At 41.8% G+C, this 25,397-nt stretch carries 26 protein-coding genes and 9 pseudogenes; 26 read left to right on the top strand and 9 right to left on the bottom strand.

The genetic code is table 11. From position 1 onward, the window contains the following. Window positions 1-322 precede the first annotated feature (322 nt). From pepT to ACEWFH_RS17395, 6 genes and pseudogenes are all read left to right on the top strand, one after another. A pseudogene (gene pepT / locus ACEWFH_RS17420) lies at window positions 323-1,554 on the top strand (peptidase T). Window positions 1,555-1,672: 118 nt separating this feature from the next. Further along, window positions 1,673-1,978, top strand: a complete 306-nt coding sequence (locus tag ACEWFH_RS17415; RefSeq protein ID WP_473725012.1) for an NUDIX hydrolase — start codon at window positions 1,673-1,675, stop codon at window positions 1,976-1,978. Next, a complete protein-coding gene (locus tag ACEWFH_RS17410) occupies window positions 1,979-2,485 on the top strand; it encodes an NUDIX domain-containing protein (protein ID WP_473725011.1) in 507 nt (168 codons plus the stop codon). It abuts the gene before it with no gap. Window positions 2,486-2,552: 67 nt separating this feature from the next. Then, window positions 2,553-3,839, top strand: coding sequence for an aminopeptidase P family protein (locus ACEWFH_RS17405; protein WP_473727339.1), 1,287 nt, complete (start codon window positions 2,553-2,555; stop codon window positions 3,837-3,839). Between the two features lie 133 nt (window positions 3,840-3,972). After that, entirely contained in the window at window positions 3,973-4,962 is a 990-nt protein-coding gene (locus ACEWFH_RS17400; protein WP_473725010.1) for an aldo/keto reductase, read from the top strand. Between the two features lie 3 nt (window positions 4,963-4,965). After that, window positions 4,966-5,546 (top strand): annotated as a pseudogene (locus ACEWFH_RS17395) (TetR/AcrR family transcriptional regulator). A 163-nt stretch (window positions 5,547-5,709) separates the two neighbouring features. Here the strand turns inward: ACEWFH_RS17395 and ACEWFH_RS17390 are convergent. Continuing rightward, window positions 5,710-6,162 carry a hypothetical protein gene (locus ACEWFH_RS17390; protein ID WP_473725009.1) on the bottom strand — a complete coding sequence of 151 codons (453 nt, stop codon included), beginning with the start codon at window positions 6,160-6,162 and terminating at the stop codon, window positions 5,710-5,712. A 243-nt stretch (window positions 6,163-6,405) separates the two neighbouring features. Between ACEWFH_RS17390 and ACEWFH_RS17385 the strand changes: the two are divergent. The 9 genes and pseudogenes from ACEWFH_RS17385 to ACEWFH_RS17345 all read left to right on the top strand — a co-directional run bounded on the left by ACEWFH_RS17385 (window position 6,406) and on the right by ACEWFH_RS17345 (window position 10,994). After that, window positions 6,406-6,899 (top strand): annotated as a pseudogene (locus tag ACEWFH_RS17385) (GNAT family N-acetyltransferase). Window positions 6,900-6,999: 100 nt separating this feature from the next. Beyond that, window positions 7,000-7,358 (top strand): annotated as a pseudogene (locus ACEWFH_RS17380) (rhodanese-like domain-containing protein). A gap of 17 nt (window positions 7,359-7,375) precedes the next feature. Continuing rightward, a pseudogene (locus ACEWFH_RS17375) lies at window positions 7,376-7,671 on the top strand (rhodanese-like domain-containing protein). A gap of 125 nt (window positions 7,672-7,796) precedes the next feature. Continuing rightward, complete coding sequence (gene ypfJ, locus ACEWFH_RS17370) at window positions 7,797-8,636, top strand: KPN_02809 family neutral zinc metallopeptidase (RefSeq protein WP_473725008.1); 840 nt, start codon at window positions 7,797-7,799, stop codon at window positions 8,634-8,636. 302 nt (window positions 8,637-8,938) lie between these two features. After that, the gene (locus ACEWFH_RS17365) at window positions 8,939-9,961 is read left to right on the top strand and encodes a Gfo/Idh/MocA family protein (protein WP_473725006.1); all 1,023 of its coding nucleotides are present in this window, start codon (window positions 8,939-8,941) and stop codon (window positions 9,959-9,961) included. Window positions 9,962-10,039: 78 nt separating this feature from the next. Continuing rightward, window positions 10,040-10,246 (top strand): hypothetical protein, encoded by a 207-nt coding sequence (locus tag ACEWFH_RS17360; protein ID WP_473725005.1) that lies wholly within the window; start codon window positions 10,040-10,042, stop codon window positions 10,244-10,246. Further along, complete coding sequence (locus ACEWFH_RS17355; protein WP_473725004.1) at window positions 10,219-10,524, top strand: hypothetical protein; 306 nt, start codon at window positions 10,219-10,221, stop codon at window positions 10,522-10,524. Before ACEWFH_RS17360 ends, ACEWFH_RS17355 begins: the two co-directional genes overlap by 28 nt. Before the next feature lie 15 nt (window positions 10,525-10,539). Further along, window positions 10,540-10,707: a hypothetical protein gene (locus tag ACEWFH_RS17350; RefSeq protein ID WP_473727400.1), complete on the top strand. Its 168-nt coding sequence runs from the start codon at window positions 10,540-10,542 to the stop codon at window positions 10,705-10,707. Continuing rightward, on the top strand, window positions 10,632-10,994 hold the full coding sequence (locus ACEWFH_RS17345) for an SRPBCC domain-containing protein (RefSeq protein WP_473727338.1): 363 nt from the start codon (window positions 10,632-10,634) through the stop codon (window positions 10,992-10,994). The genes ACEWFH_RS17350 and ACEWFH_RS17345 overlap by 76 nt, the downstream gene beginning before the upstream one ends. A 57-nt stretch (window positions 10,995-11,051) precedes the next feature. Here the strand turns inward: ACEWFH_RS17345 and ACEWFH_RS17340 are convergent, their stop codons facing one another. Next, window positions 11,052-11,876, bottom strand: coding sequence for an MBL fold metallo-hydrolase (locus ACEWFH_RS17340; RefSeq protein WP_473725003.1), 825 nt, complete (start codon window positions 11,874-11,876; stop codon window positions 11,052-11,054). 146 nt (window positions 11,877-12,022) lie between these two features. On the opposite strand from ACEWFH_RS17340, the gene ACEWFH_RS17335 reads away from it, so the two are divergent. Further along, window positions 12,023-12,250, top strand: coding sequence for a hypothetical protein (locus tag ACEWFH_RS17335; RefSeq protein WP_289496452.1), 228 nt, complete (start codon window positions 12,023-12,025; stop codon window positions 12,248-12,250). 50 nt (window positions 12,251-12,300) lie between these two features. On the opposite strand, the gene ACEWFH_RS17330 is transcribed toward ACEWFH_RS17335, so the two are convergent. Beyond that, window positions 12,301-12,564, bottom strand: a complete 264-nt coding sequence (locus ACEWFH_RS17330; RefSeq protein ID WP_473725002.1) for a hypothetical protein — start codon at window positions 12,562-12,564, stop codon at window positions 12,301-12,303. Between the two features lie 106 nt (window positions 12,565-12,670). Here ACEWFH_RS17330 and ACEWFH_RS17325 point away from each other — a divergent pair, with 106 nt between their 5' ends. From ACEWFH_RS17325 to ACEWFH_RS17310, 4 genes and pseudogenes are all read left to right on the top strand, one after another. Beyond that, a complete protein-coding gene (locus tag ACEWFH_RS17325; protein WP_473725001.1) occupies window positions 12,671-13,300 on the top strand; it encodes a LysE family translocator in 630 nt (209 codons plus the stop codon). A gap of 421 nt (window positions 13,301-13,721) precedes the next feature. Next, on the top strand, window positions 13,722-14,342 hold the full coding sequence (locus ACEWFH_RS17320; protein WP_473725000.1) for an amino acid permease: 621 nt from the start codon (window positions 13,722-13,724) through the stop codon (window positions 14,340-14,342). A 20-nt stretch (window positions 14,343-14,362) separates the two neighbouring features. Further along, window positions 14,363-15,084, top strand: a pseudogene (locus tag ACEWFH_RS17315) (hypothetical protein). 93 nt (window positions 15,085-15,177) lie between these two features. After that, the gene (locus ACEWFH_RS17310; protein ID WP_473724999.1) at window positions 15,178-15,576 is read left to right on the top strand and encodes a VOC family protein; all 399 of its coding nucleotides are present in this window, start codon (window positions 15,178-15,180) and stop codon (window positions 15,574-15,576) included. A gap of 55 nt (window positions 15,577-15,631) precedes the next feature. Here the strand turns inward: ACEWFH_RS17310 and ACEWFH_RS17305 are convergent, their stop codons facing one another. Further along, window positions 15,632-16,018 (bottom strand): hypothetical protein, encoded by a 387-nt coding sequence (locus ACEWFH_RS17305; RefSeq protein ID WP_473724998.1) that lies wholly within the window; start codon window positions 16,016-16,018, stop codon window positions 15,632-15,634. Window positions 16,019-16,156: 138 nt separating this feature from the next. Here ACEWFH_RS17305 and ACEWFH_RS17300 point away from each other — a divergent pair. The 4 genes and pseudogenes from ACEWFH_RS17300 to ACEWFH_RS17285 all read left to right on the top strand — a co-directional run bounded on the left by ACEWFH_RS17300 (window position 16,157) and on the right by ACEWFH_RS17285 (window position 19,974). Beyond that, window positions 16,157-17,178: pseudogene (locus ACEWFH_RS17300) on the top strand (NADP-dependent oxidoreductase). A gap of 82 nt (window positions 17,179-17,260) precedes the next feature. Beyond that, a pseudogene (locus ACEWFH_RS17295) lies at window positions 17,261-18,276 on the top strand (S66 family peptidase). A 244-nt stretch (window positions 18,277-18,520) separates the two neighbouring features. Next, window positions 18,521-19,306: a DUF4397 domain-containing protein gene (locus ACEWFH_RS17290; protein ID WP_473724997.1), complete on the top strand. Its 786-nt coding sequence runs from the start codon at window positions 18,521-18,523 to the stop codon at window positions 19,304-19,306. Continuing rightward, entirely contained in the window at window positions 19,306-19,974 is a 669-nt protein-coding gene (locus tag ACEWFH_RS17285; protein ID WP_473724996.1) for a class F sortase, read from the top strand. Before ACEWFH_RS17290 ends, ACEWFH_RS17285 begins: the two co-directional genes overlap by 1 nt. A gap of 112 nt (window positions 19,975-20,086) precedes the next feature. On the opposite strand, the gene ACEWFH_RS17280 is transcribed toward ACEWFH_RS17285, so the two are convergent. From ACEWFH_RS17280 to ACEWFH_RS17265, 4 genes are all read right to left on the bottom strand, one after another. Beyond that, a complete protein-coding gene (locus ACEWFH_RS17280) occupies window positions 20,087-20,878 on the bottom strand; it encodes a TIGR00266 family protein (RefSeq protein WP_473724995.1) in 792 nt (263 codons plus the stop codon). Between the two features lie 106 nt (window positions 20,879-20,984). Then, entirely contained in the window at window positions 20,985-21,272 is a 288-nt protein-coding gene (locus tag ACEWFH_RS17275) for a transposase (protein WP_473724994.1), read from the bottom strand. A gap of 56 nt (window positions 21,273-21,328) precedes the next feature. After that, entirely contained in the window at window positions 21,329-22,165 is an 837-nt protein-coding gene (locus ACEWFH_RS17270) for an SDR family oxidoreductase (RefSeq protein WP_473724993.1), read from the bottom strand. Between the two features lie 70 nt (window positions 22,166-22,235). Further along, window positions 22,236-22,529 (bottom strand): hypothetical protein, encoded by a 294-nt coding sequence (locus ACEWFH_RS17265; RefSeq protein ID WP_473724992.1) that lies wholly within the window; start codon window positions 22,527-22,529, stop codon window positions 22,236-22,238. 237 nt (window positions 22,530-22,766) lie between these two features. Between ACEWFH_RS17265 and ACEWFH_RS17260 the strand changes: the two genes are divergently transcribed. Next, complete coding sequence (locus ACEWFH_RS17260) at window positions 22,767-23,426, top strand: C40 family peptidase (protein WP_473724991.1); 660 nt, start codon at window positions 22,767-22,769, stop codon at window positions 23,424-23,426. 190 nt (window positions 23,427-23,616) lie between these two features. After that, window positions 23,617-24,161: pseudogene (locus ACEWFH_RS17255) on the top strand (GrpB family protein). Window positions 24,162-24,204: 43 nt separating this feature from the next. Here ACEWFH_RS17255 and ACEWFH_RS17250 read toward each other — a convergent pair. Then, complete coding sequence (locus tag ACEWFH_RS17250; RefSeq protein ID WP_473724990.1) at window positions 24,205-25,263, bottom strand: M14 family zinc carboxypeptidase; 1,059 nt, start codon at window positions 25,261-25,263, stop codon at window positions 24,205-24,207. Between the last annotated feature and the right edge of the window lie 134 nt (window positions 25,264-25,397).

The raw sequence follows: 25,397 nt of genomic DNA, 5'->3' as shown, positions 1-25,397 counted from the left end.
CAAATTGAACTCCTTTTTGCTTGGTAATCGTATTAGTGTTTTTTCTTGCAGCCGCAGCTTTTTTCTTCTTTTTCTTGCATCTTTTACATTTTAAATAGATATAGCTTGAAGAAGATTCGCATTTGTTCCAACAACCCATTAAAATCACCCCGTTTATTTCCCAACACCTTCTCTTGGTGCTGTACTACATCATATGCAGGGTGAGGACAAGTTGTTTAGACGTATGGAACGGTTTGCGCCAATTTTTTTAAAGAATTCAGCAATAGGCCATGATTAGGAAAACATGCTATCATAAAACAAAACAATAGGAGTTGATTGAAAATTGAAACAAGAGATTATGGAGCGATTTATTACATATGTGAAAGTAGATACGCAATCTGATGGAAGAAGTGAAACGACTCCCTCAACAGAAGGACAGTGGACGCTTGCCAACATGCTGGTGGAAGAGTTAAAGGAAATCGGCATGCAAGAAGTGACGGTCGACGAAAACGGCTATGTGATGGCGACTCTTCCCTCTAATACGGAAAAAGATGTGCCAGTCATCGGATTCTTAGCGCATGTCGACACAGCAACGGATTTTACCGGAACGAACGTGAAGCCGCAAATCGTTGAAAACTATGATGGAGAAACGATTACGTTAAACAAAGACCTACATATTGAATTATCTCTGAGCGATTTTCCTAGCTTACAAGATTACAAGGGACATACCCTGATCACTACAGACGGCACAACACTGCTTGGTGCAGATAACAAAGCCGGAATCGCTGAGATCATGACAGCGATGAAGTACTTGATTGAACACCCAGAAATCAAGCACGGAAAAATCAGAGTAGCGTTTACACCTGACGAAGAGATCGGTCGTGGTCCGCATAAGTTTGATGTGGAAGCGTTCGGCGCGAAGTATGCGTACACGATGGACGGCGGGCCATTAGGTGAACTTGAGTATGAAAGCTTTAACGCGGCAAGTGCGAGAATTCGTATTTTGGGTAAGAATATTCACCCGGGATCTGCTAAGAACAAGATGGTGAACGCAGCGAAAATCGCGATGGAACTTAACAGCAAACTGCCAGCTGAAGAAGCGCCAGAACATACAGAAGGATACGAAGGGTTTTATCACTTGACTGGATTAAGAGGCGATGTGGAACAAACGGACATGTCCTACATCATCCGAGATCATGACAAAGAACTTTTCCAAAAAGAAAGAACACCATTAAAGAGATCGTGGATGAGTTACGTGAAAAGTATGGTAAGGATAAAATTCAGCTAGAAATGAACGACACGTATTACAACATGAAAGAAAAAATTGAGCCCGTAATGGAAATTGTCGATCTGGCTTCAAAAGCGATGAAGAAGCTTGATATCGAGCCGAATATCAAACCGATTCGCGGCGGTACAGACGGATCTCAATTATCATTCATGGGACTGCCAACGCCGAATATCTTCACAGGCGGGGAAAACTATCACGGCCGTCACGAATACATCTCGGTCGACAACATGATTAAAGCAACACATGTCATTATAGAACTTGTTCAGCTGTTTGAGCAGGAAGCATAAAAAGGAAGAAGCTAATCAACAATCACGTTGGTTAGCTTTTATCTGTCACTAGGGGGAATGTTATGTTGGCGCAGGGTGTTGTTGTTAGAAAAGGAGAAATTCTTTTAGTCAAACAAAAGTGAAGCGCGGAGATGTCGTTTGGAACTTTCCAGGTGGTGGTGTTGAAGCTGGTGAGTCATATGAGCAAGCATGCATCCGCGAAGTGAGAGAAGAAACGGGCTATCTCGTTAAAGTCATTAAGTCACTTCTACAAAGTGAAGAAAAACATACATATCTATGCGAAGTTGTGACTGGGGAGTTAGCGATCGAAGACGACGAAGATATATTGGATGTTCGGTGGGTGGATCTGCAAGATGATACTTATTTTGACGATGTATCAAGACCAACTGTAAATCTTATCAGAAAGAATAAGGAGATGTTCTAGATGAGCTACCCAATCCGAGTAAGAGCGGGCGCGTTGATTATCGAAAACAACGCGATTTTGTTGATTGAGTTTGATGATGAAAATGGGCTTCATTACAATCTACCTGCAGGCGGTGTTGAAGCACATGAATCTGTGAAGGAAGCTGCAAAACGAGAAGCAAAAGAAGAGGCATCTATAGATGTAACGGTAGGTCCGCTCGCATTTGTTTATGAATATGCGCCACATCTCACGGATAAAAGGTTTGGAGAGACACACTCATTAGGGCTCATGTTTGAATGTACAAGAAATATAGACACAGAACCTTCTATGCCCGATCAGCCAGACCCGAACCAAACGGGGGTAAAATGGATTCCTTTAAATGAGCTGGATCGCATCGTTTTATATCCAAGGGTGCAGAAACAGATTTTGGCGTACGTTAAAGAAAAAGCGAATGGCGTTTATATAGAAGAGCAAGATTTGGAAGAGTATCAGTTGAACGAATTTGATTTACAAAATTCAGAAAAATAACTGTCATTAACGTCGTAAAATCTTTATACTATAATTACATAAATAAACTCATCAGTCGTTTTTAATAATTCTTAAGGAGGATTCACATGGAGTCTTATTTTTTGAACGCAACAGAAGCAGATTAAAAGAATTGCTGCCTGATGAATCATTAACGATTCTATTTGCTGGAAAAGCACCACAAAAGTCAGCGGATGAACATTATCCATTCGTGCCAAACCGCAACTTTTACTACTTAACAGGAATCACTGAGCAGAACGTAATGCTGCTGTTAAAGAAGAACGGCACTGAATTTGAAGAAACGCTTTTTATTGAAAAAGCAGACCCTGTTATGGAAAAGTGGGTTGGAAAGACGGTCTCGAAAGAAGAAGCGGAAGAGTTATCCGGAATCAAAGACATTAAGTATGTGGAAAGCTTTGAGTCAACGGTTGCCGGCAACTTTTTCACAAATCAAGCGAAGCATGTTTGTTTAGATCTTGAGCGCCGTGGCTGGAGCGGTGAGCCAACAAGCACCTCACTTTTCGCAAAACACATTCGTGAGCACTACCCGCATGTTGCTATCCACAATGTGTATCACGAGATCTCTGAACTGCGCGTGTTTAAAACAACAGAAGAGATTCAAAAGATCAAAGAAGCCATCGCGATTACGAAAGAGGGCATCTACAAAGTATTGAAGCACGCAAAAGCTGGCATGATGGAATATCAGCTGGAAGCGCATTTTGATTTTACGTTAAAGTCAAACGGAATTCGAGATTATGCGTTCAAGACGATTACGGCAGGCGGGAAGAATGCGACGGTCCTTCACTACGAGCACAACAACGCCCGTACGAATGAAGGAGAGCTTGTGCTGCTCGATCTTGGTGCACAGAAAGATTATTACAATGCCGACATCAGCTACACGTTCCCAGTAGACGGCAAGTTTTCTGACCGCCAAAAAGTGCTGTACAATATCGTACTAAAAGCATTAAAAGAAACAACAGCGATCATCAAGCCAGGTCTTGAGTTTGCAGAACTAAACAAGCATGCAAAGAAAATTTTAGCAGATGAGTGCAAGAAAATTGGCTTGATTCAAGAAGAAGATGAGATCTCTAACTATTATTATCATAGTGTCGGCCACTTCTTAGGTCTCGACACGCATGACGTTGGTTCCTATAAGGATCGCATCTTAGAGCCAGGTATGGTGATTACGATCGAGCCTGGATTATATATTGAAGAAGAATCGATTGGCATCCGTATTGAAGATGACATCTTAGTGACCGAAGACGGGTTTGAGAACCTATCAAAAGACATCATTCGTGAAGTCGAAGAGATAGAAGAATTTATGGCAACAAAAGGTGTTCAGGCTGTTCAAGCTTAATTGAGGATGAGAAGAGGTGTAAAAAACCTCTTCTTTTTTTGTACACGAATAACAAATGACAAAAATAAATATTTGTCATTTGTTATCTTCGGTGATACTATGAGTGTATTAAGATATAACGGAGGAAACAATTATGAAAACAAGAAAAATCGGAACAAATGGTCCTGAGGTTTCATCAATCGGATTAGGCTGCATGGGAATGTCTGATCTTTATGGGAAGGCAGACAGAGCGGAAAGCATCGCAACGATTCACGAAGCGCTTGAAAAAGGTGTTACGCTTTTTGATACGGGTGATTTTTATGGAGTTGGTCACAACGAATTGCTTTTGCGTGAAGCTCTACAAGGAACAAAACGCGAAAATGCTTTTATTGCGGTTAAGACAGGAGTGCTGCGATCTCCAGATGGTGGCTGGATCGGGATGGATAACCGTCCGCAAGCCATAAAAAATGCATTAGCTTATACCCTTCAACGTTTAGGAACAGACTATATCGACCTTTATCAACCGGCGCGTGTCGACCCGAACGTACCAATTGAAGAAACGATCGGCGCGATGAGTGATCTAGTTAAGGCAGGTTATGTAAAACACATTGGCCTTTCTGAAGCGAATGCAGAAACGGTTCGTAAAGCACATGGTGTGCATCCAATCAGCTGGCTTCAGATCGAATATTCACTGTTCAGCCGCGGAATAGAATCAGAAATCCTTCCAACATTACGTGAGTTAGGCATTTCACTTTCTGCATACGGCGTACTTTCAAGAGGATTATTGAGTGGGAAGTGGACGAAAGAGCGTCAGGGTCAGATCGACTTCCGCTCGTTCGCACCTCGTTTTATGGGAGAGAATTTGGAACAAAACTTAGCACTTGTTGAAGCATTGCGTCAGATTGCCGAGGAAAAACAAGCTACAATAGCTGAGATTGCGATTAGCTGGGTATTGTCTCAAGGCGAAGATGTGATCCCATTGATCGGAGCACGCAAACGTACGCACTTAGCAGATGCATTTGGTGCGTTAGAGTTAGAGCTGACTTCAGTAGATCTTGAAAGAATCGAAGCAGCTGTTCCGGCTGACAAAGTGGCGGGAACGCGTTATGCTAAAGAGCAGATGGCAATGTTAGGAGTAGAGTAAGGTATGGCAGAACCTTTAACGAGGGAACAAATTTTAGATACAACCGAACAAGTTCTTCGCCGCTTCGGACTGGATAAAACTTCAGTCGTTGATGTAGCTCGTGCACTCGGTGTGAGTCATGGGACTTTGTATCGTCATTTTGCAAGCAAGGCAGCGTTAAAAGAGGCGGTTGCTGAACGATGGCTTCATGAAGTGTCCACGCCGCTCGGTAAAATTGTTAGTGAAGAAGGGGCAGCGTTCGATAAAGTGAGAAGCTGGATTGAAAGGCTGATTCATATCAAACAATCGAAGGCGAAGGAAGATCCGGAATTGTTTGCGATGTATAACGCGCTTGCTGAAGAATCTGTTGAGGCCATCACAGCACATATCCACGAACTGATCGCTCAGTTAACAAAGATTGTTGAAGAGGGTATGCAAGGTGGCGAGTTTCAAAAGGGGAATGCTCATGAGCAGGCAGCGGCGATTTTTTTGCTACGGCCCGGTTTCATCATCCAGCGCTTGCAAAAGAATGGACATCACCTCAAATAGAGCAAGAGTTTGAACAAGTGTGGAGTTTGATGATTTCTGGTCTAGTTAGAAAATGAAATTATGAAGAGAGGCAGCTTCAAAGGAATTACCCTTTTGAGCGGCCTTTTTTATATGGCTAAAGCATGTGAGAAAGTACAGATTCTTTGAAAAACGTATTTTGTGCTCACTCACATGTTTTTCTAGGTCCTTTTGTGAAAACAGCCTTTTTTAAAAGGAATTTTACTTTTTATTTAAACGTCGAATCCATTCAGCAAAAAACGAGATTCTGGCTTTCTTTGATCCTAACGGCTTTAGTGGACGGTCAGAAAGATACAACTGGATGTTACTCAATAAAACTTCACTTAGAACTTCTCTATCTCCAGGGGAATTCGGCTGCCCAGCAATGTGGATACAATTCCCGACGCCAAACAGAAAAGGAAATTCAGTATTCTGCAGCGTATCCTGAACCACCATTAAGCCTTGATTATCAACAGGCACTAATGCTTGCTTAAATAATGAAACCTTCATTTCAATATCAAAAGAAATTACATCGAAACGGTAAATTTCACCCGAAAAACTCAAAAGCATTTTCTGCAGTGGATCGAATGAGATAACCGTGTCTTCTATAAAAGTTACGTTAGCTTTTTCACATAATGTGCTGATGTCCCCTCGATTCTTTTCTTCAGCAATCATTGCGATCTCGACATCTTTGAATTTCTTTTTTGTATAAGCTGAAGAACCGATAAGTGCACTTCTCCAGCTCCAATTAATAATAATTTAGTCAAAACAAAACACTCCTGAATGAATAGTGGTGTGTCTATCATATCGATAATTAAACAATATCGCGAACCAAACTAGCTCAAATTTTACTTTTATTATAGAAGAAGGAATATTAAAATGAACAATAGACATGCGGTAACAAAGGAGTTAATAGGGATGGAGATTATTGAGTTATTTAGTGTTGACGAATGTAAGGACGAGCTTTCAGAGCTTCTAATCACAGTAGTTGGTGAAGGAGCTTCTATCGGCTTTTGCCGCCTCTTCCAAAAGCAGATGCTGACGCATTTTGGGAAAGCTGTGTTAAACCTGACGTTATCTTTTGGATCGCAAAAGTTGATGAGAAGGTTGCTGCAACCATCCAGCTTCACTTATGCATGAAACCAAACGGAACACATCGTGCTGAAATTGCTAAGCTTATGACACATCCTTCGTTCAGACAAAAAGGAATTGCAAAACAGCTGATGCTGCATGCGGAAAAAAGAGCGAAACAAGAAGAACGATCGCTGCTCATTTTAGACACAAGAGAAGGGGACCCCTCTAATTTTCTTTATCAGTCCCTCGGCTATAATGAAGCTGGGCGTATTCCAAGCTTTGCACAGAATGTAGAAGGCGGCATAGATACGACAGTTTTGTACTATAAAATGATTTAAGAGGACTGACTCGGAAGTCCTTTTATTCAGGTTGACAATATACCCCATAGGGTATAATATGAGTTCTAGAAGTTAATTCATGCATAGGAAGGTGAAAACCATGGAATACCTTAATTATATTCTTTTTGCTCTTATTATATGGTTTATCGTTCAGCGCTTTATGCCTACAAAAGGTGTGAGAAACATCTCAACACAAGAATTAAAAGCAGAACTTAAAGATATGAAAAAGCAGTTTATTGATGTTCGTACGCAAGGTGAATTTAACAGCTACCACATTCCTGGATTTAATAACATTCCGCTGCACCAGCTTTCTAAAAAACGGATAAGCTCTCAAAAGATCAAGAAGTGATTGTGATCTGCCAAAGCGGTATGAGAAGCCAAAAAGCAAGTAAGATTCTTGTGAAATCAGGATTCTCAAAAGTAACGAACGTAAAGGGCGGAGTCAGTGCCTGGAATTAAAAAAGGAGGAAATGATAATGAAACAGTTATCAGCAAAAGAAATAGAAACAAAGTTAAATGAAGGACAAGTGTTAAATATCATAGACGTACGTGAAGTGGATGAAGTAAAAGAAAGAAAAATTCCTGGTGTTACCCATATTCCACTCGGATTATTGGAATTCCGTTTGCACGAGTTAGACAAGTCAAAGGAATACGTCATGGTATGCCGTTCGGGGGAAGAAGCGGACGTGCGTGCCAACTGCTCGATAGCCATGGATTTAAAGTGATCAATATGGCTGGCGGAATGGATTCATACGAAGGAAAGACTGAATAATTTTTTGCAGCGCATACCCAAAGTGGTATGCGCTTTTTTTAGCAAACACTGGGCTATTTCATATGAACTTAGGGTATACAAGTAATTAAAAATGATGATGTATGTTACCTGAGGAGGATACGGATATGAAATGGCGTGGCAGACGCGGAAGTACAAACGTAGAAGATCGAAGAGGAATGGGCGGAAAAGGTCTTGCTGTTGGAGGTGGCCTTGGCGGTTTAATTATCGTCCTAATCGTAACGCTGTTAGGCGGAAATCCTGGCGATCTGATCGGAGGTATGGGTGAGCAAGATCAATCCGTTCCTTACGAGGAAACCCAAAAAGAAAACGATGATGCAGAGTTTGTTTCGGTTGTTTTAGCCGATACGGAAGACATATGGACGGAGATTTTTCAGGATCAAGGGTTGACTTATAAAGAACCGAAGCTCGTTTTGTATTCTGGAAGTGTTCAGTCTGCATGCGGAACAGCGGGTTCTTCGGTCGGTCCGTTCTATTGTCCCGGTGATCAGAAGCTGTACATAGATTTAAGTTTTTATCAGGAACTTCAGGACAAGTTCGATGCACCTGGCGATTTTGCCATGGCTTACGTAATTGCACATGAAGTGGGTCACCACGTCCAGACCCTTTTAGGGAAAACAGAAGAGATTCACGCACTGCGCTCCAAGTTAAGTGAGACCGAGTATAACAAGTATCAAGTGAAGTTTGAGCTGCAAGCTGATTATTATGCGGGAGTTTGGGCGAATCATGCACAGGATATGAACGTTTTGGAAAAAGGCGATCTTGAGGAAGCACTGAATGCCGCGAGTGGTGTTGGCGATGATACGCTTCAGAAGAAGTCTCAAGGCTATGTCGTGCCAGAGAGTTTCACCCACGGAACATCTGAACAGCGGCAGCGCTGGTTTTATAAAGGATTCGAGAACGGAACGATTAAAGGTGGAGACACATTTAAAGCGAAGGAGCTTTAATAACGTTTTTAGCCGGTTTTAGAGGATGATTTTGTCCTTTAAGACCGGTTTTTTTGGATTAGTCATCCCATTTTTTTAAAATCACACCCGATTCCTTGGTAATCCTGATTTTATCCATGGTAATTGAAAATTTATCCACACTTAACGCGCTTAATTCCACAGATAAAAAAATTTATCGAAATTTCGACAAACACACCACCAAATTATCCTCGAGAAAAATTTTAACGCCAATTGATATCGCAAAAATATAAAACTTCTATCTACTGTTATGTATAATGTAGGTAAATCTAGCGTGAGGAGTGATGACAAAAATGAATGTGGCTTTACTCAGTAAGTGGCATGTGCACGCGGTTGATTATGCACGCGAAGCAACGGAAAACGAAGCAATTTCTATTAAAACAGTGTGGGATGAGAATGAAGAGCGCGGAACAGAGTGGGCAGAAGAGTTAGGTGTTTCTTACGAGTCCGATCTACATAAGGTGCTCGACGATCCAAACATTGATGGCGTAATCGTGACAACAGCAACGAACCGCCACAAAGACGTAATCATCGCTGCGGCGAACCATGGTAAACACATTTTTACGGAAAAAGTACTCGCCTTCACGGTAAAAGAGTGTGAAGACATTTTAGAAGCGGTGGAAAAAAATAACGTACAGCTTATGGTGAACCTTCCAAGGCTGACAGAAAGCTTTTACCTGTACGCGCAAGAAGCTGTGGACAAAGGCTTGCTCGGAGACATTACATATATCAGATGCCGTGTGGCGCACAACGGCTCGGTGCCATCTGAAGAGAACCCAAAAGGATGGCTGCCACAGCATTTTTATAATAAGAAAGAGTGTGGCGGAGGGGCGTTGATTGATCTTGGCGCGCATCCGATCTACTTAACGAACCGTTTAGGCGGAAAAGTAAAGGCGGTTAGCGGAAAGCTGAACGAATTTTATAAGCTTGGCGTGGACGATAATGCTGTCGTTATGGTGGAGTACGAATCAGGTGCGATGGGGATGATTGAGACCGGATTCTTATCATTCGGAAGTCCGCAGCAGCTAGAACTGTACGGAACAGAAGGAACATTGATGGTGGAATGGAAGGATGTTCGAATCAAGAGTAAGCATCTTGGCACAGATGAGTGGGTGACACCAGAACTGCCGAATCCGATCTCATCTAGCATGGAGCAGTGGGTTCAGGCCATTAAAACCGGTAAGAAGCCTGCCATAACAAGAGATGACATCCTGAACTTGACCGCGATTAATGAAGCAGCCTCAATCTCAAGTGCAGAAGGCCGCAGGGTGCAGCTATCAGAACTCGGCTTAAAACAAGAAATTTAACAGTTTATAAAAGGAATTGGACCTCTTGATGCAGAATGTTTGTTCGTACACATTTTTTTGCGCAGGAGGTTTTTCTTCGTGGACCAAAAAACAATATTACTAAGACAGATGGCCGCCAATCACAATGAGCCAAACTGGTTTGTTCCGATTGAGCGTGCGTTAGATGGACTTACGGCTGAACAGGCAAAAGAAAAATCAGGGGACAGCAACTCCATTTGGGAAATCGTCAACCACTTAATTTTTGGAACGAACGCTATTTGCAACGTTTCCAAGGAAAGCCAGTAACTCGAAAAATTGAAAGCAATGATGAAACATTTCAAAATGAGAACAAAGAGAATTGGGAAGCAGCGAAAAAACAGCTTTTTGCTGTGTTAAACCATTGGACGTTAGCGGTAAACGAAGCGGACGATGAAATCTTTGAGCGCTCAGCTCATGAAGATCGTCATGACCCGTGGTACTCCGTGCTTGCGAACATTAACATCCACAATGCTTATCATATCGGGCAAATCGTAGAAATCAGAAAATCAAAAGGTAACTGGGATTCAGAAAAAGGCGTTCATTAAAAGGAGGAACTTCACATGACAGATTTAAAGTTCGTGTATGTGACTTACATAGAGGCTGCACCTGAAAAAGTGTGGGAAGCTCTGACAAGCGGAGATCTTTCAGAACAATACTTTTCGGAAGCAGGGTTGAGTCGGAATGGGAAAAAGGATCACGTATCACTTATTCCCGCGGCAGCAAAGTGACCGATTGGGGAGAAATCATTACGTGCGATCCAGAAAAAGAACTTTCATTTACGTGGAACAACAAATGGGACGAAGAAGAGCGGAAAACTCCGACCATCGCGACTTTCACGCTAAAAGAGATGAACGGAACGGTTAGATTGACGCTTCGTCATGAAAATTTGATGGAAGCCGATATCGTGGAGGAAGAAGATACGTTTGTAGGATTCAACAATGGCTGGCCGGCGATCTTAAGCAACCTGAAGACATTGCTGGAAACAGGCAGAACGCTGCCACCTGTGATTGCTTGAAGTTAATATGTTGTAAATAAGGAAGGTGTCCGATTATGCTGGACACCTTTTTGTCTTCTATGTCGTAAACCATTCACCTTTGAGTGCCGCAATATATCGTTCCGCAGATCGCTGAACAACAAGATCCGCATCACTCTTCACATGTCGGTTAAACGCGTTATATAATTCCTTGAACTGCAGGGACCCCACTTTATTGGCCATTCGTTCAACTGTGCTGGCAGGTAGCGGGATAATGTTGGGATAGCTATACATGAAGCTCACCCATTTTCGGTCGGGTACTACTTGAATGACGTCGCCTGTCAACAAAATACCAGCAGCCCCGCCATTTTCCCAATGAAGCACCGCGCCGCCTTTATAATGTCCTCCTAAACGATGAACAACGAGTCCAGGAGCCAGTGTTCTTTCCTCTCCGCTCCAATAAATAATACGGTCGCTTTCCTGTTGCACCCATTCCTTATCGTCTTCATGTATGTAGATTGGACAATCGAACGCTTCTGCCCATCGTACTTGAGTGGAGTAATAGTGCGGGTGGGATAATGCAATCGCGTCAATGCCACCCTCTGCATTTATTTGGTCTATCGTTTCTTGATCCAGATACGGAATACAATCCCATAAAAGTCTAAACCCTTTTTCCTCAATTAAAAAAGCGGACTGGCTTATGCCGAATTCCGGTTCTGTTTTTATGCTAAAGAGACCGTCCTGCTCATTCGCGATTTTATTTCGATACTTGCCTGATTGAACCAAATCATCTAACGTGGTCCATTCTTGGCCGTTGGGGTTTATGTATTGTCGCTCTTCTTTACAGATCACACATTCCGCTAATGGTGAATCAGCTGCTGCATATTGTGTTCCACATGTTGTACATAGAAATTCTTTCATCATGTTGTCCTCCTCCATCAAGTCTTTCGTTTTTAGTCTAGCAGACAACATATGGAAAGTATTGTTAAACGACTTAGCGGTTCATTAGTCTCAGTTTTAAAAAATGGAGGAAGGGAATAGAGAAACAAACCTAAAAGGAGGTGGCTAGCATGTCTGTTTATGACCAGATCAACTCTTGCTGCAGCAGGATTGAGAAAGCAGACACGAAGGAAGACGTACTACGCGAAGTAGATAAGCTGGACAACTACGCCTCTTATCTAAACGCAGATAAAGCACAGCGACTTCATATTTATTGTGATAACATTCGTAAACTAAATGTAGATGTCAAAACCGAAACCGTTAATCAAGCCGGGTTCATCCGAAATTTATTTGCATAGCATGAAAAAATCCCTCGTGATCTCATCATGAGGGATTTCTGCGTCAATAATCAATCGTAGTTCGTTTCCTGGATAGCAGCTTGTGTTTCGTGCAGATGTCTTAAATATTCTTTAGCATGATGCAACTGTTTCTTTTCTTCTTCAGACATTCCTTCTCCAGCATCATGTACAGATTGTTGAGCGGTCTCGAGCCATATCTTCGCGGTTTGAAAACATGAAGGTGTTTGGTTCGCTTGCGCTTCAATCATCGCTTCATCCGCACGCTTCACATGGTCAAGAGCTTCTTGGATTTTGGGGCTGAACTGGTGATCCATTCGTCTGCACTCCTTTTAATGAATTGATTTTATGGTCTGATAAGACGTGCTTTCGAATAAGATGAAGACAGGCATGAGTTGTCCATCATATTTGTGGAGGTCGTCTATGTTTCTTTTTATCAAATACGTGCTATTAGGCTTATCCCTCGCTGCTCCAATTGGTCCAGTAAACGCTGCACAGATGGACCGCGGCATCAAATATGGATTTTGGCAAGCCTGGATGGTGGGGCTTGGAGCTACATTGGCGGATGCGCTATACATGCTCTTGGTGTATATGGGTCTTGTCAGCTACATCAACACGCCATTCATCAAAACCTTTCTATGGCTCTTCGGCAGTTTCGTCCTTCTTTATACAGGAATAGAGACCTTCAAAAAAGCGACAACAGAAAAAAATAGCAGTGATAAAGATTACACGGTACATAACAGCAGGAGTTTTATGGCCGGCTTTCTTATGTCGCTCACCAATCCTCTTACTATCTTATTTTGGTTAGGAATTTACGGTTCTATACTTGCAGAAACGGCAGCGAAATATAGTATGGAAAGCTTGCTGTTATATAGTGCAGCGATTTTTTCCGGAATCTTAATGTGGGATTTTACGATGGCAATCGTATCAAGCGGTTTCCGTAAGGTGCTTGCTGACCGCATTTTAGATGGGATATCGAAAGTATCTGGGTTATCACTCATCGGGTTTGGCTGTTATTTTGGCTATAAAGGGATATCGTTTTTATTGTCTTGAGGTTTTCTTGAGTCATTGATGTGAGGGGTGAGGGTATAGGGTTGGGTGAAATTTGTCGGTTTTTATCGACTCGCCGATATATGAGCCAAACTCGCGGGAATATAGCGGAATCTCGCGGGATTAGAGCCAAAACTCGCGGGATTAAGTACAAATTTTCTAAAATTATTCGCTTGATACCCCACCCAGTATAAGAGGAGAACCGTTTGGAGAGCTGAAAGTCCACTATTTTTACTCATGGAATCCCCGTTTACATTCAAAATGGATTTTTAACACCGATAACATGTGTGTGCACTCTCAAATCTAGCTCCTTACACACCAATCAACCTGCCAATCGATGTAAATTCATGAGTCTTTTTATTTAACATGAATATTCATCGATTTAAGTTAAACAATAATACCTGTAAAACAGGAGGGTATTATTGTGAAAAAATCCAATTGTAACGGACCTGTTCAGCCCAAAATGGATAAATCAGAAGCAAAAAACATGGCGTGGTGGCAGCTCTCGCTGGTTGGAGTCGGCTGCACAATAGGAACAGGATATTTCCTTGGGTCAACGATCGGCATCCAGCTTACCGGGCCTTCTATCGTTTTCTCCTTTTTATTAGCTGCGATCGGTACATATATCGTGTTTCAACTACTCGCCAAGATGACTGCGGCAGATCCTCAAAAAGGTTCATTTTGCTATTATGCCTCTCATGCTTACGGTAGATGGGCAGGTTTTAGCTGTGGCTGGAACTATTGGGTATCCAACATTTTGATCATGGGAAGTCAGTTAACCGCACTCTCTATCCTTTCTCAATTCTGGTTTCCACACATTCCGCTTTGGATCTTTGCTGCTTTTTATGCCGTTCTCGCCATTATCGTTGTGTTGGCTGGAACGAAGAAGTTTGACCAAGTGGAAAATTTACTAGCTGTTATAAAAGTAGCTGCAATCGTCATGTTTATCATATTAGCAATCGCAGGGCTAATCGGACTAGTCGATGGGAAGAACTATGATCTTAATATCCCAAATACGTTTGACGGTTATTTTACAGGGGCTTAAAAGGCTTCTGGTCGTCACTCATCTATGCGTTTTACGCGTTCGGAGGAATTGAAGTAATCGGCATGATGGCGATGCAGCTTAAAAGGACGGAAGATGCCACAAAAGCAGGGACGATCATGCTTTTGATGCTCACGATTATATATGTTTTATCGATGGGACTCGCTGTAACGACTGTTGCGATGGATGTTTTTGATCATAAGGAGAGTCCTTTTGTAACCGCAATGGAACGATATCATCTAGGTTTTTTCCGCACGTTTTTAATGGGGCAATCATTGTGGCGGGATTCTCGGCAATGGCGGCTGCGCTGTTTGGGGTAACCAACCTGTTGATGACGTTGGCGGAAGATGGGGATGCGCCGAAACTATTTGCGAAAACCATTAAATTCAAGAAATTGCCTCTGCCTGCCATGACTCTTGGTGCCGCAGGACTTTTAGCAAGTATCATCACCGCACTTTTACTGCCAGGGAAGATCTACGAATACATTACAACAGCTGCCGGTATCTTGCTTTTATTCAACTGGCTTTTTATTATCATTTCGTCAATGAAAATTTTGAAGCAGTCGTTGTGGACTAAACTGTTCTCGATTGTCGCAATCATCCTCATATTTCTAGCTGTAACCGGAACATGGTTCGAACAAACGATACGCCCAGGGCTTTATGTAAGTGTCGGAATCGCTGTCCTTATCGGGATCATCTCAATCATCATTCAAAAAAGGCACAACAAACAACAAGCATCATCGTAAGTGAGGCTATCAAATGGATAGTCTTTTTTTGTGAAGGAATTTCGAATAAAAAGACGAAGATGTACGCTAGGTATCGAAAGGAGACGATGAAACATGGCAGCATCAAATCAAAAAGTAACTCCATTTCTTTTGTTTCAAGGACAAAAAGCCGAGGAAGCGATGAATCTATACACTTCGTTGTTCATGGATTCTGAGATCAAAAATATTCTATATCAAGAAGATGGAACAGTGCTGCACGCGACCTTTACGATTAAAGGACAAAACATGATGTGTATAGACAGTGCTATAAAACACGAGTTCACATTTACTCCTGCGATTTCTTTGTTTGTTGAGTGTGACTCTCTTGATGAAATACAGCATCTATTTCAATCGTTATCAGACGGTGGAGAAGTGCTTATGCCCTTAGGAGAACTGCCTGGTATGGAGAAATTCGGCTGGGTGCAGGATTCCTTTGGCGTTTCGTGGCAATTAAGCCTTCCGTCGATTGACTAAATTTATTAAGAACAGAAAAAAAGAGCCGTTCTCCTAGGAGAGCGGCTTTTTCAAATCAACCAACACAGACGAAATTCCGGATTTGAGAAAAACCATAACGCACACGCTGACGTCGACCATAAACCCAAATATAGCCTGTTACACTGTTTTGGCGGATCGCAACAGGGAAGAACCAAAAGTCACGTCCAAATTGACCTTGACGTCGAAGGCCAAGAAGACCCCAACTTCCTAAACAGTTGCATAATCGTGCCCGAATCTGTGGCGGCTGGAATGTTTGAGTGAAGAACGGCTGAGGGATTTGACTCTGTGCAAATTGTTGCGGCGGTGGAGCAAAAGGACCTGCTTCATCTTCTTCCATCTGACGCTCTACGTACTGCGATTCCTCAATCGAATGCTGATTTTGGTGGTTATATGGGTAATTGTTCATAGGATGATTATTCATATCGATCATTTCCTCCTTTCTAAAAACAGTTTGTTCGATATATGCATATGTTGGACGTTCCTTATGAGTAGCTTGTTTAATGTACAAAATAGTAAAATCGTTAAGAAATAGGCTGTTTTTTATGGAAGGATGAAGTAAATGAAAGCTATGGTAATCGATCGTTACGGCAAGGATGTTCCGTTACAGCAAAGAAAAGTGGAAACACCTGACGTTGGTGATCATGACGTATTAGTAAGGATTCACGCGGCGAGCATTAACCCGATCGATTTTAAAATACGAGACGGAAAAGTAAAGCTGTTGCTTACATACGAGATGCCATTGATTCTAGGGAATGATTTTTCTGGAACGGTAGTAAAGATAGGAAGTAAAGTTTCGTCGTTTAAAGCAGGAGACAGAGTGTATGGCAGACCGAGGAAAAATCGTATTGGGACATTTGCAGAATATATATCCGTCCATGAAGATGATATCGCGATTGCACCTGAAAATATCACCCTGCTTGAAAGTGCCTCGCTTCCGCTTGTGGGACTGACCACTTGGCAAGCGTTTCATGATGTTCTTCAATTAAAAGAAGGGCAGAAAATCCTGATTCATGCTGGAGCAGGGGCGTTGGCACATTTGCGATCCAGTTGGCGAAAGCAATGGGCGCATACGTCGCAACGACAGCAAGTGAAAAAGGATATGACCTTGTAAAGTCCCTTGGTGCTGATGAAATCATCAATTATAAAGAACAGGATTTTGAAAAAGTGCTGGAAGACTATGATGCAGTGTTTGATACACTCGGTGGAGAAGCATTAGAAAAATCCTTTGGAGTGCTAAGACCAGGTGGAAAGATTGTTTCTGTTTCAGCAGTTCCGAATACAAGGTTTGCAGAAGAAAACAATATGGGTCTTTTCAAAAAGATGATTTTCTCAATCGTAAGTAGAAAGTTGACGAGTTTAGAAAAGAAATATAACGTTCAGTACCATTTTCTTTTCATGAAGCCGAGCGGAAGACAATTGAAAGAAATCGCCTCCTTGGTGGAAAGCGAGCAAATCGTGCCTGTCATTGATAAAGTGTTTTCGTTTGAAGAAGCAGAAAATGCAATTAAATATGTAGAGACGGGTCGAGCCAAAGGGAAAGTCATGATCAAGGTGGAATCGCCACTGATTGCAAAGAATTAAAGGATTTCAACTACTTTTGTCGAATTTAACTGTGCCGATTTTTACTGAATTTCGGAAAAATACAAAAGTAGGATGGATTGTAATGATTAAATATCCAATGTTAAAAGAAAAGGCAGTGATCGGTGTAACCGCACCTTCTTCTGGTGTGCCACCCGTTTTGCATAACATGTTTAAGCAAGCATGTGAGCGTATGGAGCAAAGGGGTTATGAAGTAATCTGCGGAGATACAGTTTGGACGCAATCAAAGGCAAAATCAGCACCAGCAAAAGTACGCGCAGCTGAACTGAATGAGATGTTAAGAAACGACAAGATCGATGTAATCATCCCACCATGGGGCGGTGAACTGTTAATCGAAATCATGGAGCATGTGGATTTTAATACTATTCGTGACAAGTGGATTCTTGGCTATTCCGATACGAGTGCTCTGATGCTCGCCATCACATTAAAAACAGGACTTGCAACCGCTAACGGCACAAACTTCGTGGATGTAAGGGGCGAGTATTCCGATGACACAACGGCTATGTGGGAGAAAGTACTGAGAACAAAAGTGGGAGAGTCAATCCTGCAGCAATCCTCAGAGAAATATCAGGAGAAATGGCAGCATGATGCGCCGACACCATGTGTGTTTCATCTGACGGAGAAAACAAACTGGAAGACGGTATCAGGGAAAAAGAGAGAGTAGAAGGACGTTTACTTGGCGGCTGTATCGATATAATCCGGCATCTGATTGGTACGCCATTTGGTGATGTTGCTCAGTTTAAAAAACAGTTTTTGAATGATAAACCAGTGCTGTGGTACCTAGAAAATTGTGAGATGAACACGACCGATTTAAGAAGAACGCTCGTTCACATGAAGTTAGCTGGCTGGTTTGAGCATTGTTCAGGTATTTTATTTGGCAGAAGTGAAGCAAACGAGCCTGTTGGTGATTACACAGTGAAAGACGTATATCAGGATTTGCAGGATGAGCTCCAAATTCCAATCATTTATGATGTGGATTGCGGCCATCAGCCTCCACAGATCACGTTTGTTAACGGAGCATATGCCGAAGTAGAAGTTGAGAGTGGAAGAGGGACTGTTTTTCAGCATTTTAGGCCGTAATCCTTCTAGAATCTGCCGTTTACTATATCACTTTAAGAGAAAAAAATATGTACCAAACTGAAGTTAACTCACTAGGGAGGGTTAACTTTTTTATGTTTCTTTAAAACCTATTCTATGAAAAAAATATATTTGTAAATTTTTCTAAATTATGGTTTATGTTGAATGTTTAGGTGGTACATAACATATACAAATAATTTACAAAATATGTACAGTTGTTTGTAATCAAATTGCGAGGAGAGATGTAATGAAAAAGTTATTGGGATCTGCACTAGCCGCGGTAATGATGTTTGCTTTAATGGCAACTGGGGTATTCGCTGAGTCGAACGATGCGATGGTTCGTATTGTGCATGCTTCACCAGATGCGCCTGCAGTTGATGTATACGTCGATGGAAATCCAGTTGTCGAAGGAGCCGAATTTAAGGCGGCAACAGATTACATGCCATTGCCAGCGGGTGAGCATAAAGTTGAAATTTTTGCAGCTGGAACAAAAGATAACGCTGTAATTTCACAGAGCCTGTCTGTTGAAGGTGGTAAAGCTTATACATTGGCAGCGGGGAACCTCCTTGAAAAAATTGAATTACTAGTAGCAGAAGATTCTATGCAAGCGACTGAAGGGAAAGCTAAAGTACGTATCGGACATCTTTCTCCAGATGCACCGACTGTGGATGTTGGATTGATCGGCGGTGATGCATTGTTTAGTGGAGCTGCTTTCAAGGCATTCACAGACTATAAAGAGTTGGATCCAAATACGTATGATTTAGAGATTCGTACTCCAGACGGTACACAAGTTCTTGATCTCTCTGGAACAAAGCTTGATGCAAATGTAGTATACAGCGTGTATGCGATCAATACAGCAGATAAGCTTGAAGTGCTAGTTCTGCAAGATTCAAATGTGATGCCTTCAGAAATGCCTAAAACAGGTATGGGTGGAGCTTCTGAGCAAACGACAGATTATACAACTGGTATCATCGCTATTGCAGGATTAGGTGCACTCGCGTTTGCCGTATATCGTAGACGTACAGCTCAATAATGAGAAATCTACTTCTTTTATTACCAGTCATGTTCCTGCTGAGCAGTTGCTCAGCAGGAAACAATCAGTTAAGGGATGAACAACAAGGTACAGATGAGAAAAAGGTATATGCATCAAGTGAGGTAGAGACACCAACAAAATCAACGCAACAACCCAATGGTATGCAAAAAATGACGAATAAGAAAGTGGAAAAAGAAGCACCAAATAAACCAGATCCCATAGGCATTGTTCCATCAAGGATTGAGATTCCAACCTTAAAAGTGAATGCAGCAGTAAACAGTCAAGGGCTCAATAAAAAAGGACAGATGGAAGTTCCTAAAAACGGGGAAGATGTTGGTTGGTATAAGTTGGGTGCGAAACCTGGAGCTATTGGAAATGCAGTCATAGCCGGTCATGTAGATGATTACAAAGGCCCTGCTGTATTTTTTTATTTAAAGAATCTGAAACCAGGTGATACTATTCATATTTATGGAAAAGGAAATGAAAAAGTATCCTTTCAAGTCGAAAGGGTCGTTTCATATAAAAAAGACGAAGCCCCTATTCGTGAGATTTTCGGACCTGGTCAACAAGCAAGGCTGAACCTCATTACGTGTACCGGTTTATACAACAGAAAAAACAATGAACATGAAAAGCGGTTAGTCGTTTACACAAAACGGATCGAATCATGATAAGCTGGCTCAAAGAGTGTCAGCTTATTTTAATTGAGTATACAAATATTAAACATAAAAAGAGAGCGAGATACCAACTACCCGTTGGATCTGCTCTCCAGTTCTTTAACAATCAATCACCATTCAACATGCCAAACACGCCTTTAGCGATACTGCCTTCATCACTTGATCCTCCGCGATGCGGTGCGGCTGCGAACACGCGGCTTGCCAATCGGCTGAACGGAAGAGACTGAATCCATACTGTTCCAGGTCCTCGCAATGTGGCAAAGAACAATCCTTCACCACCGAATAATGCTGTTTTTACGCCCTTTACCATCTCGATGTTGTAATTCACACCGCTTGTCATGGCAACTAAACAGCCTGTATCAACACGCAGCACTTCTCCAGGAGCAAGTTCTTTCTTGTGAATCGTTCCACCTGCATGAACGAAAGCCATGCCATCGCCTTCAAGCTTCTGCATGATAAAGCCTTCACCACCGAAGAACCCTGCACCAATTTTACGCTGAAACTCGATTCCGACAGATACGCCTTTTGCAGCGGCTAAGAACGCATCTTTCTGACAGATCACTTTACCGCCAAGCTCACTCAAATCCATCGGAATGATTTTACCAGGATAAGGTGAAGCGAAGGAAACGTGCTTTTTCTCGTGATCTTCGTTCGTGAATGTTGTCATAAATAGACTTTCTCCCGTTAGCACGCGTTTACCGGCATTAAACAGTTTTCCCATCAAACCGCCACCGCCGCCAGATGAGCCATCACCGAAAATCGTTTCCATCTCGATTCCGTCTTCCATCATCATGAGTGCACCGGCTTCAGCGATCACCGTTTCTTTCGGATCAAGCTCCACCTCAACAAACTGCATGTCGTCGCCATAAATTTTATAATCGATTTCGTGGTTATTCATGTTCATTTCCCCCAATAGTTATATTCGTAAAAAGACGTACTGAATGATCAATCCACATTAAAATACGAATCACAATTACATTAGGTTTCAAAGGTTTTGAACTTTTTTACCGTTCGAAAGAAGTCCACAGTATCAAACGATAGAGAAGATACACACCTAAATAAGAGCCCGCGACTAAAAAGAATGGATTCAACAGAACGCCGTGAATGTTTGTCATGAAAACAGTGTTGTCGTGAATGATCTGATGAATGCCGATCGCTGCCAAGTTCCCGAATATAAGTGCAGCTAGAATGGCACACAAATTAAATATCAAACGGCTTTTCGGCACAACATTTTGCATCCGAAACATTCCGATAGGAACTAAGATACTTCCAACAATAATCAATAGTTTCATAAAAAAATCACCTCATTAGCATTCTGTACACAATAAGAGGTGATTAAGCAAAAACGTTATTTTAGCAGCTTTTTTAAAATTCCTTTTTCAAGCCATTTCCACGGCAAAACAGCTTTTAGTAACAAACTCAACCTCACGCCTTTTCCAATGGGGTACCGTAGTTTAGGTGTTTTTGTATAAGTCGCAATCTCAACCACAAGATTCGCTACATCAAGCGGATCGCCATGACTTCCTTTTCCCGTTTCAATATTTTCTAATAGTGATTTCATATAAAAGTGGTAAGGAGATTCAGCGTTTATCGTCATGTTGTCGATCGACGACCAGATGTTCGTTTGATAAGACCCCGGCTCAACAAGAACGACATCAATACCATACGGTCGCAGTTCCAGACGAAGACTCTCGCTGTATCCTTCCAATGCGTGTTTTGATGCTGTATACGGTGACAGTCCTGGAAAACCAAACTTGCCAGAGATGCTGCTCATGTTAATGATGCGGCCACGGCGATTTTTTCTCATGAGGGGAAGCACAGCTTGAGTCACTGCGATTACACCAAAGACATTCGTCTCAAACTGCATACGATACTCGTCAACGGAAAGTTCTTCTGAAAAACCGCCAAGTGCAAACCCCGCGTTGTTCACGAGCACATCCATACTATGAAACTTCTTTATGTAAGTTGAAAATGTGGAGACTGATTCTGTTGACGTCACATCTAGTGGGTGAAGAAGGATGCGGTATGCCACGTTATGACCGTCCGCCAGTTTTAGTAGATTCTCTGCCTTATCCAAATTCCTCATCGTGCTGACCACATCAAAACCGGCCTTCGCAAGTTCCACAGCACAAAGCATGCCGAACCCGCTGGAAGTGCCGGTTACAATTGCTGTTTTTCTATTCATGATTTTTCTCCTAATCTCTTCAAAAAGTCCGTATACTACTAAACTTAAACAAACTTTATCTGGCAATCAACTATTTATAAGGATTGTGCGGATTTCGATCACGATAGTGGTGGACAACCGTTGCGAAGCCGGCATACGAGCCAACTGCAGCAATACCGTAAACAATTCCCATAACGATCCCTGTCCAAAGACTATGCGGGTGTGCGATGAGTACAGAAATGATCAGTCCGAGCAGGCTGGCGATCGTTGGAATCCAAGTAGAGAGATGGGGGAAGAAGATCTTAAGAATTTCAATGATTACAATGATGGCAGGCACAGCGATTAATGCATCCCAAAAGTTAGTATGAATGAACGGGAACTCCAAGTAGACGCCTCCTTACCCATTTTTGCCCTTTATATACTCTATACAAATTACCGGCAATCTTTCCTTCTATTTGTCCACAACGTTCTGGAAAAAATTATCTAATATTACAATGTGTAATTCCTCATACATTTCGCCAAAAATTGTTATTGCGCTGTAATGCCCTTACAATCTCTTTGTCATCTCCACCTGTTAGTATGGGACAGGTCAGATTAAATAAAGAAAAAAGGGGATGTTACTTTGAAAAAGGCAGCAGCAGGATTAGTAATTGCAGGAGTTGTGGCGTTTAATCCAGTAGTTGGGGAAGCGGCGCTTGGAGATCAGACGCTCAAACCAGGCATGCAGCATTCAGACGTACAAGACCTCCAACAAACATTAGATCAAAAAGGATACTTTTCTTATAGCCAAACAACCGATTATTATGGTGATTATACAACAGACGCAGTAAAAAAATTGCAAGCAGATAAAGGCATTACTGTAGATGGCATCGCTGGTGACGAAACGTTTAAAGCGCTCGGTGTTGATCAGAGCGGTGAACAGAATGATTCGTCAATCGTTGAAGTAGCTAAGAAATACGAAGGCACACCATATAAATATGGCGGTGAATCACCGGACGGCTTTGATTGCAGCGGATACTTAAATTATATTTTTGACGAAGCAGAGAACATCGACTTGCCTCGTACAGTCGATGAAATCTATGCAGAAGGAACAAAGGTTGATAAACCCGCAGTTGGCGACATTGTATTCTTTAATCTAGAAGGCGACGGACCGAGCCATGCTGGCGTTTACATCGGAAACGATCAGTTCATGCACGCTTCTTCATCAAAAGGCGTTACATCAGCTGAACTCAGCAGCTCTTACTGGTCAGAGCACTATATTGGAGCAAAAAGTTACGAATAATAGATGAGAATACCTCATTTCCGAAAAGCACCTCGATCTTTGAGGTGTTTTTTTTGTTGGTTTTCTAGCAATATGCTAATAATTTCTGTCACGCTGTATGCTAATTTACATTTATGAAATTCTGACGTAAAAGGATTAAATAAAGTTAAATCGAATAAATAGTTAAAGGCAATGAAAGGGGATTGATATAATGGGGGATTGCAAAGACCATAATAACATCCCAGTATGGGCATATGAAAAAATTGAGTTAAAAAAGCCTGACCCTATGTGGAGAGACAAAGGTTTTCAGGGAAGAGAAGAACTTTATGATTTGCTTTCTTCTTTTGGTGTTAAGGAAGTAGAACATATTGGGAGTACAGCAATTCCTAACTTGCCAGCAAAACCAATTATTGACTTAATGGCATCTGTTCCATCATTGGAGCGTATTGACATAATAGCGGAAACACTTAATTCATACGATTGGCACTATGTACCTCCCGAATTAGATAAACAGCCTTGGAGAAGATTTTTGTGAAAGTGAAGAACGACAAACGAATAGCACATTTACATCTAATGTTAGAAGGAGAAGATCGTTGGGAGAAACAGATTATATTTAGAGATAAACTAAGAACAAATCCACAGCTTGCAGAGGAATACGCTGCAATAAAAAGACAATTAACACAAGAGTTTACTAATGACCGTGAAGGATATACAAAAGCCAAGACAGAATTCATCCAGAAGGTGTTATATACATAAAGTCATCAAAAAAACAGTTCCCCTAGAGAACTGTTTTTTAAGTTTATTCGTCGTCAACTTCGCCAGAACGGTTCGTTTGTTGTGGCAGTGTATCCCAAAAACTTGCATCTACCGTGTCGATTGAGTCATCAGCAATCGCGCGTACAGCCGCATCTAGCGTGACGATCGTTTGCTTGATCAAGTATCCGTTACTCTTTTGACCTAGCGCATAGTCTTCACGATAGTGGTCAGACATTCCGCGCATTTCGAAAAGGAGAGTAGAGATATCGTATCGAATAGCAGCACCATTACGTCCAATGTTTGCGCCAGATCCGCCATCATATTTACCAATGTGGCCCCAGCCCGTGTTTTGGATGGTATTGAACACTACAGCACCAAGACGTTTTGATTTTTCAACCACTTCAGGCTTCACGTTTGCATTCGTTGGATACAACATAGAACCAGACACAAGTTGCCCGTCCGTCTCACTCAACGTTCCTTGGTGATGAAGATCAATCATGTAATCAATGTTATACTTCGCGAACACATTTTCATGAAGTACACGAGCTTCAGGCTCCATTTCACTTGTCGGTTTATCATGTTCGCGATTTAAGTCAACTTCATTCGCATTATAGCGTGTAAGATGGCGGTCACCATCAGCTAAGTAATCTTCTAGTGAGAAATTCACATCTCCCATTGCGCCATCAGCGTTCAACATGGGAATAACCAATACGTTCACATTGTCCAACACGCCTTTTGTTTTATTCGTACCAAGGTGTTTCATAAATTCCAAAGCGCCTTCAGTTGTGAGTTGTTCGTTCCCATGCTGTTGTGTCAAAAATAAGATGGTTGGGTTACTTGGATTTGATATGTACTTTGCCATGTAAATGTCTCGACCTTTTACGGTTTGGCCGATAACTTCAAGTTTCATAGCATCTTGTTTTGCATCTAGTATTTTTAAAGTATCAACAAGCTCTTCATACGTATGTAAGATAGAAGTTTGAATGGATCCATTTCCCGCGCCAGGACCATTCCCGACAGCATGTGCAGGTAAAGATAGCGTAGTTAGCGCGCCAAAAGCCATTAAACCAGACAAGGTAACAGACAGAACTTTCTTTTTCACTTTCAAAGTAATACCTCCATATTTTGAATTTTTCAAAAAAGGGTTCTACTTTTATAGTGTAACGTACGCCTAGTATATTTTTAATAGAGGGGACTACCCATTTTTAGTAAGGTGAATGGGGAGAAAGTTTTGGG

It is taken from the genome of Fictibacillus sp. EA-CB0309 (assembly GCF_055814265.1).
The sequence above is the reverse complement of the archived record's forward strand: the minus strand, read 5'-3'. Positions and strand labels throughout refer to the sequence as shown.

What these genes read in the sequence shown, in the direction of transcription:
- ACEWFH_RS17365 (WP_473725006.1), top strand. Translation starts at nt 8,939, where the DNA reads ATGACAAAAATGAATGTGGCTTTACTCAGTAAGTGGCATGTGCACGCG.
- ACEWFH_RS17275 (WP_473724994.1), bottom strand. Translation starts at nt 21,272, where the DNA reads ATGAAACTATTGATTATTGTTGGAAGTATCTTAGTTCCTATCGGAATG.
- ACEWFH_RS17400 (WP_473725010.1), top strand. Translation starts at nt 3,973, where the DNA reads ATGAAAACAAGAAAAATCGGAACAAATGGTCCTGAGGTTTCATCAATC.
- ACEWFH_RS17325 (WP_473725001.1), top strand. Translation starts at nt 12,671, where the DNA reads ATGTTTCTTTTTATCAAATACGTGCTATTAGGCTTATCCCTCGCTGCT.
- ACEWFH_RS17305 (WP_473724998.1), bottom strand. Translation starts at nt 16,018, where the DNA reads ATGAATAATCATCCTATGAACAATTACCCATATAACCACCAAAATCAG.
- ACEWFH_RS17340 (WP_473725003.1), bottom strand. Translation starts at nt 11,876, where the DNA reads ATGATGAAAGAATTTCTATGTACAACATGTGGAACACAATATGCAGCA.
- ypfJ (WP_473725008.1), top strand. Translation starts at nt 7,797, where the DNA reads ATGAAATGGCGTGGCAGACGCGGAAGTACAAACGTAGAAGATCGAAGA.
- ACEWFH_RS17330 (WP_473725002.1), bottom strand. Translation starts at nt 12,564, where the DNA reads ATGGATCACCAGTTCAGCCCCAAAATCCAAGAAGCTCTTGACCATGTG.
- ACEWFH_RS17350 (WP_473727400.1), top strand. Translation starts at nt 10,540, where the DNA reads ATGACAGATTTAAAGTTCGTGTATGTGACTTACATAGAGGCTGCACCT.
- ACEWFH_RS17410 (WP_473725011.1), top strand. Translation starts at nt 1,979, where the DNA reads ATGAGCTACCCAATCCGAGTAAGAGCGGGCGCGTTGATTATCGAAAAC.
- ACEWFH_RS17280 (WP_473724995.1), bottom strand. Translation starts at nt 20,878, where the DNA reads ATGAATAACCACGAAATCGATTATAAAATTTATGGCGACGACATGCAG.
- ACEWFH_RS17285 (WP_473724996.1), top strand. Translation starts at nt 19,306, where the DNA reads ATGAGAAATCTACTTCTTTTATTACCAGTCATGTTCCTGCTGAGCAGT.
- ACEWFH_RS17310 (WP_473724999.1), top strand. Translation starts at nt 15,178, where the DNA reads ATGGCAGCATCAAATCAAAAAGTAACTCCATTTCTTTTGTTTCAAGGA.
- ACEWFH_RS17290 (WP_473724997.1), top strand. Translation starts at nt 18,521, where the DNA reads ATGAAAAAGTTATTGGGATCTGCACTAGCCGCGGTAATGATGTTTGCT.
- ACEWFH_RS17335 (WP_289496452.1), top strand. Translation starts at nt 12,023, where the DNA reads ATGTCTGTTTATGACCAGATCAACTCTTGCTGCAGCAGGATTGAGAAA.
- ACEWFH_RS17270 (WP_473724993.1), bottom strand. Translation starts at nt 22,165, where the DNA reads ATGAATAGAAAAACAGCAATTGTAACCGGCACTTCCAGCGGGTTCGGC.
- ACEWFH_RS17390 (WP_473725009.1), bottom strand. Translation starts at nt 6,162, where the DNA reads ATGATTGCTGAAGAAAAGAATCGAGGGGACATCAGCACATTATGTGAA.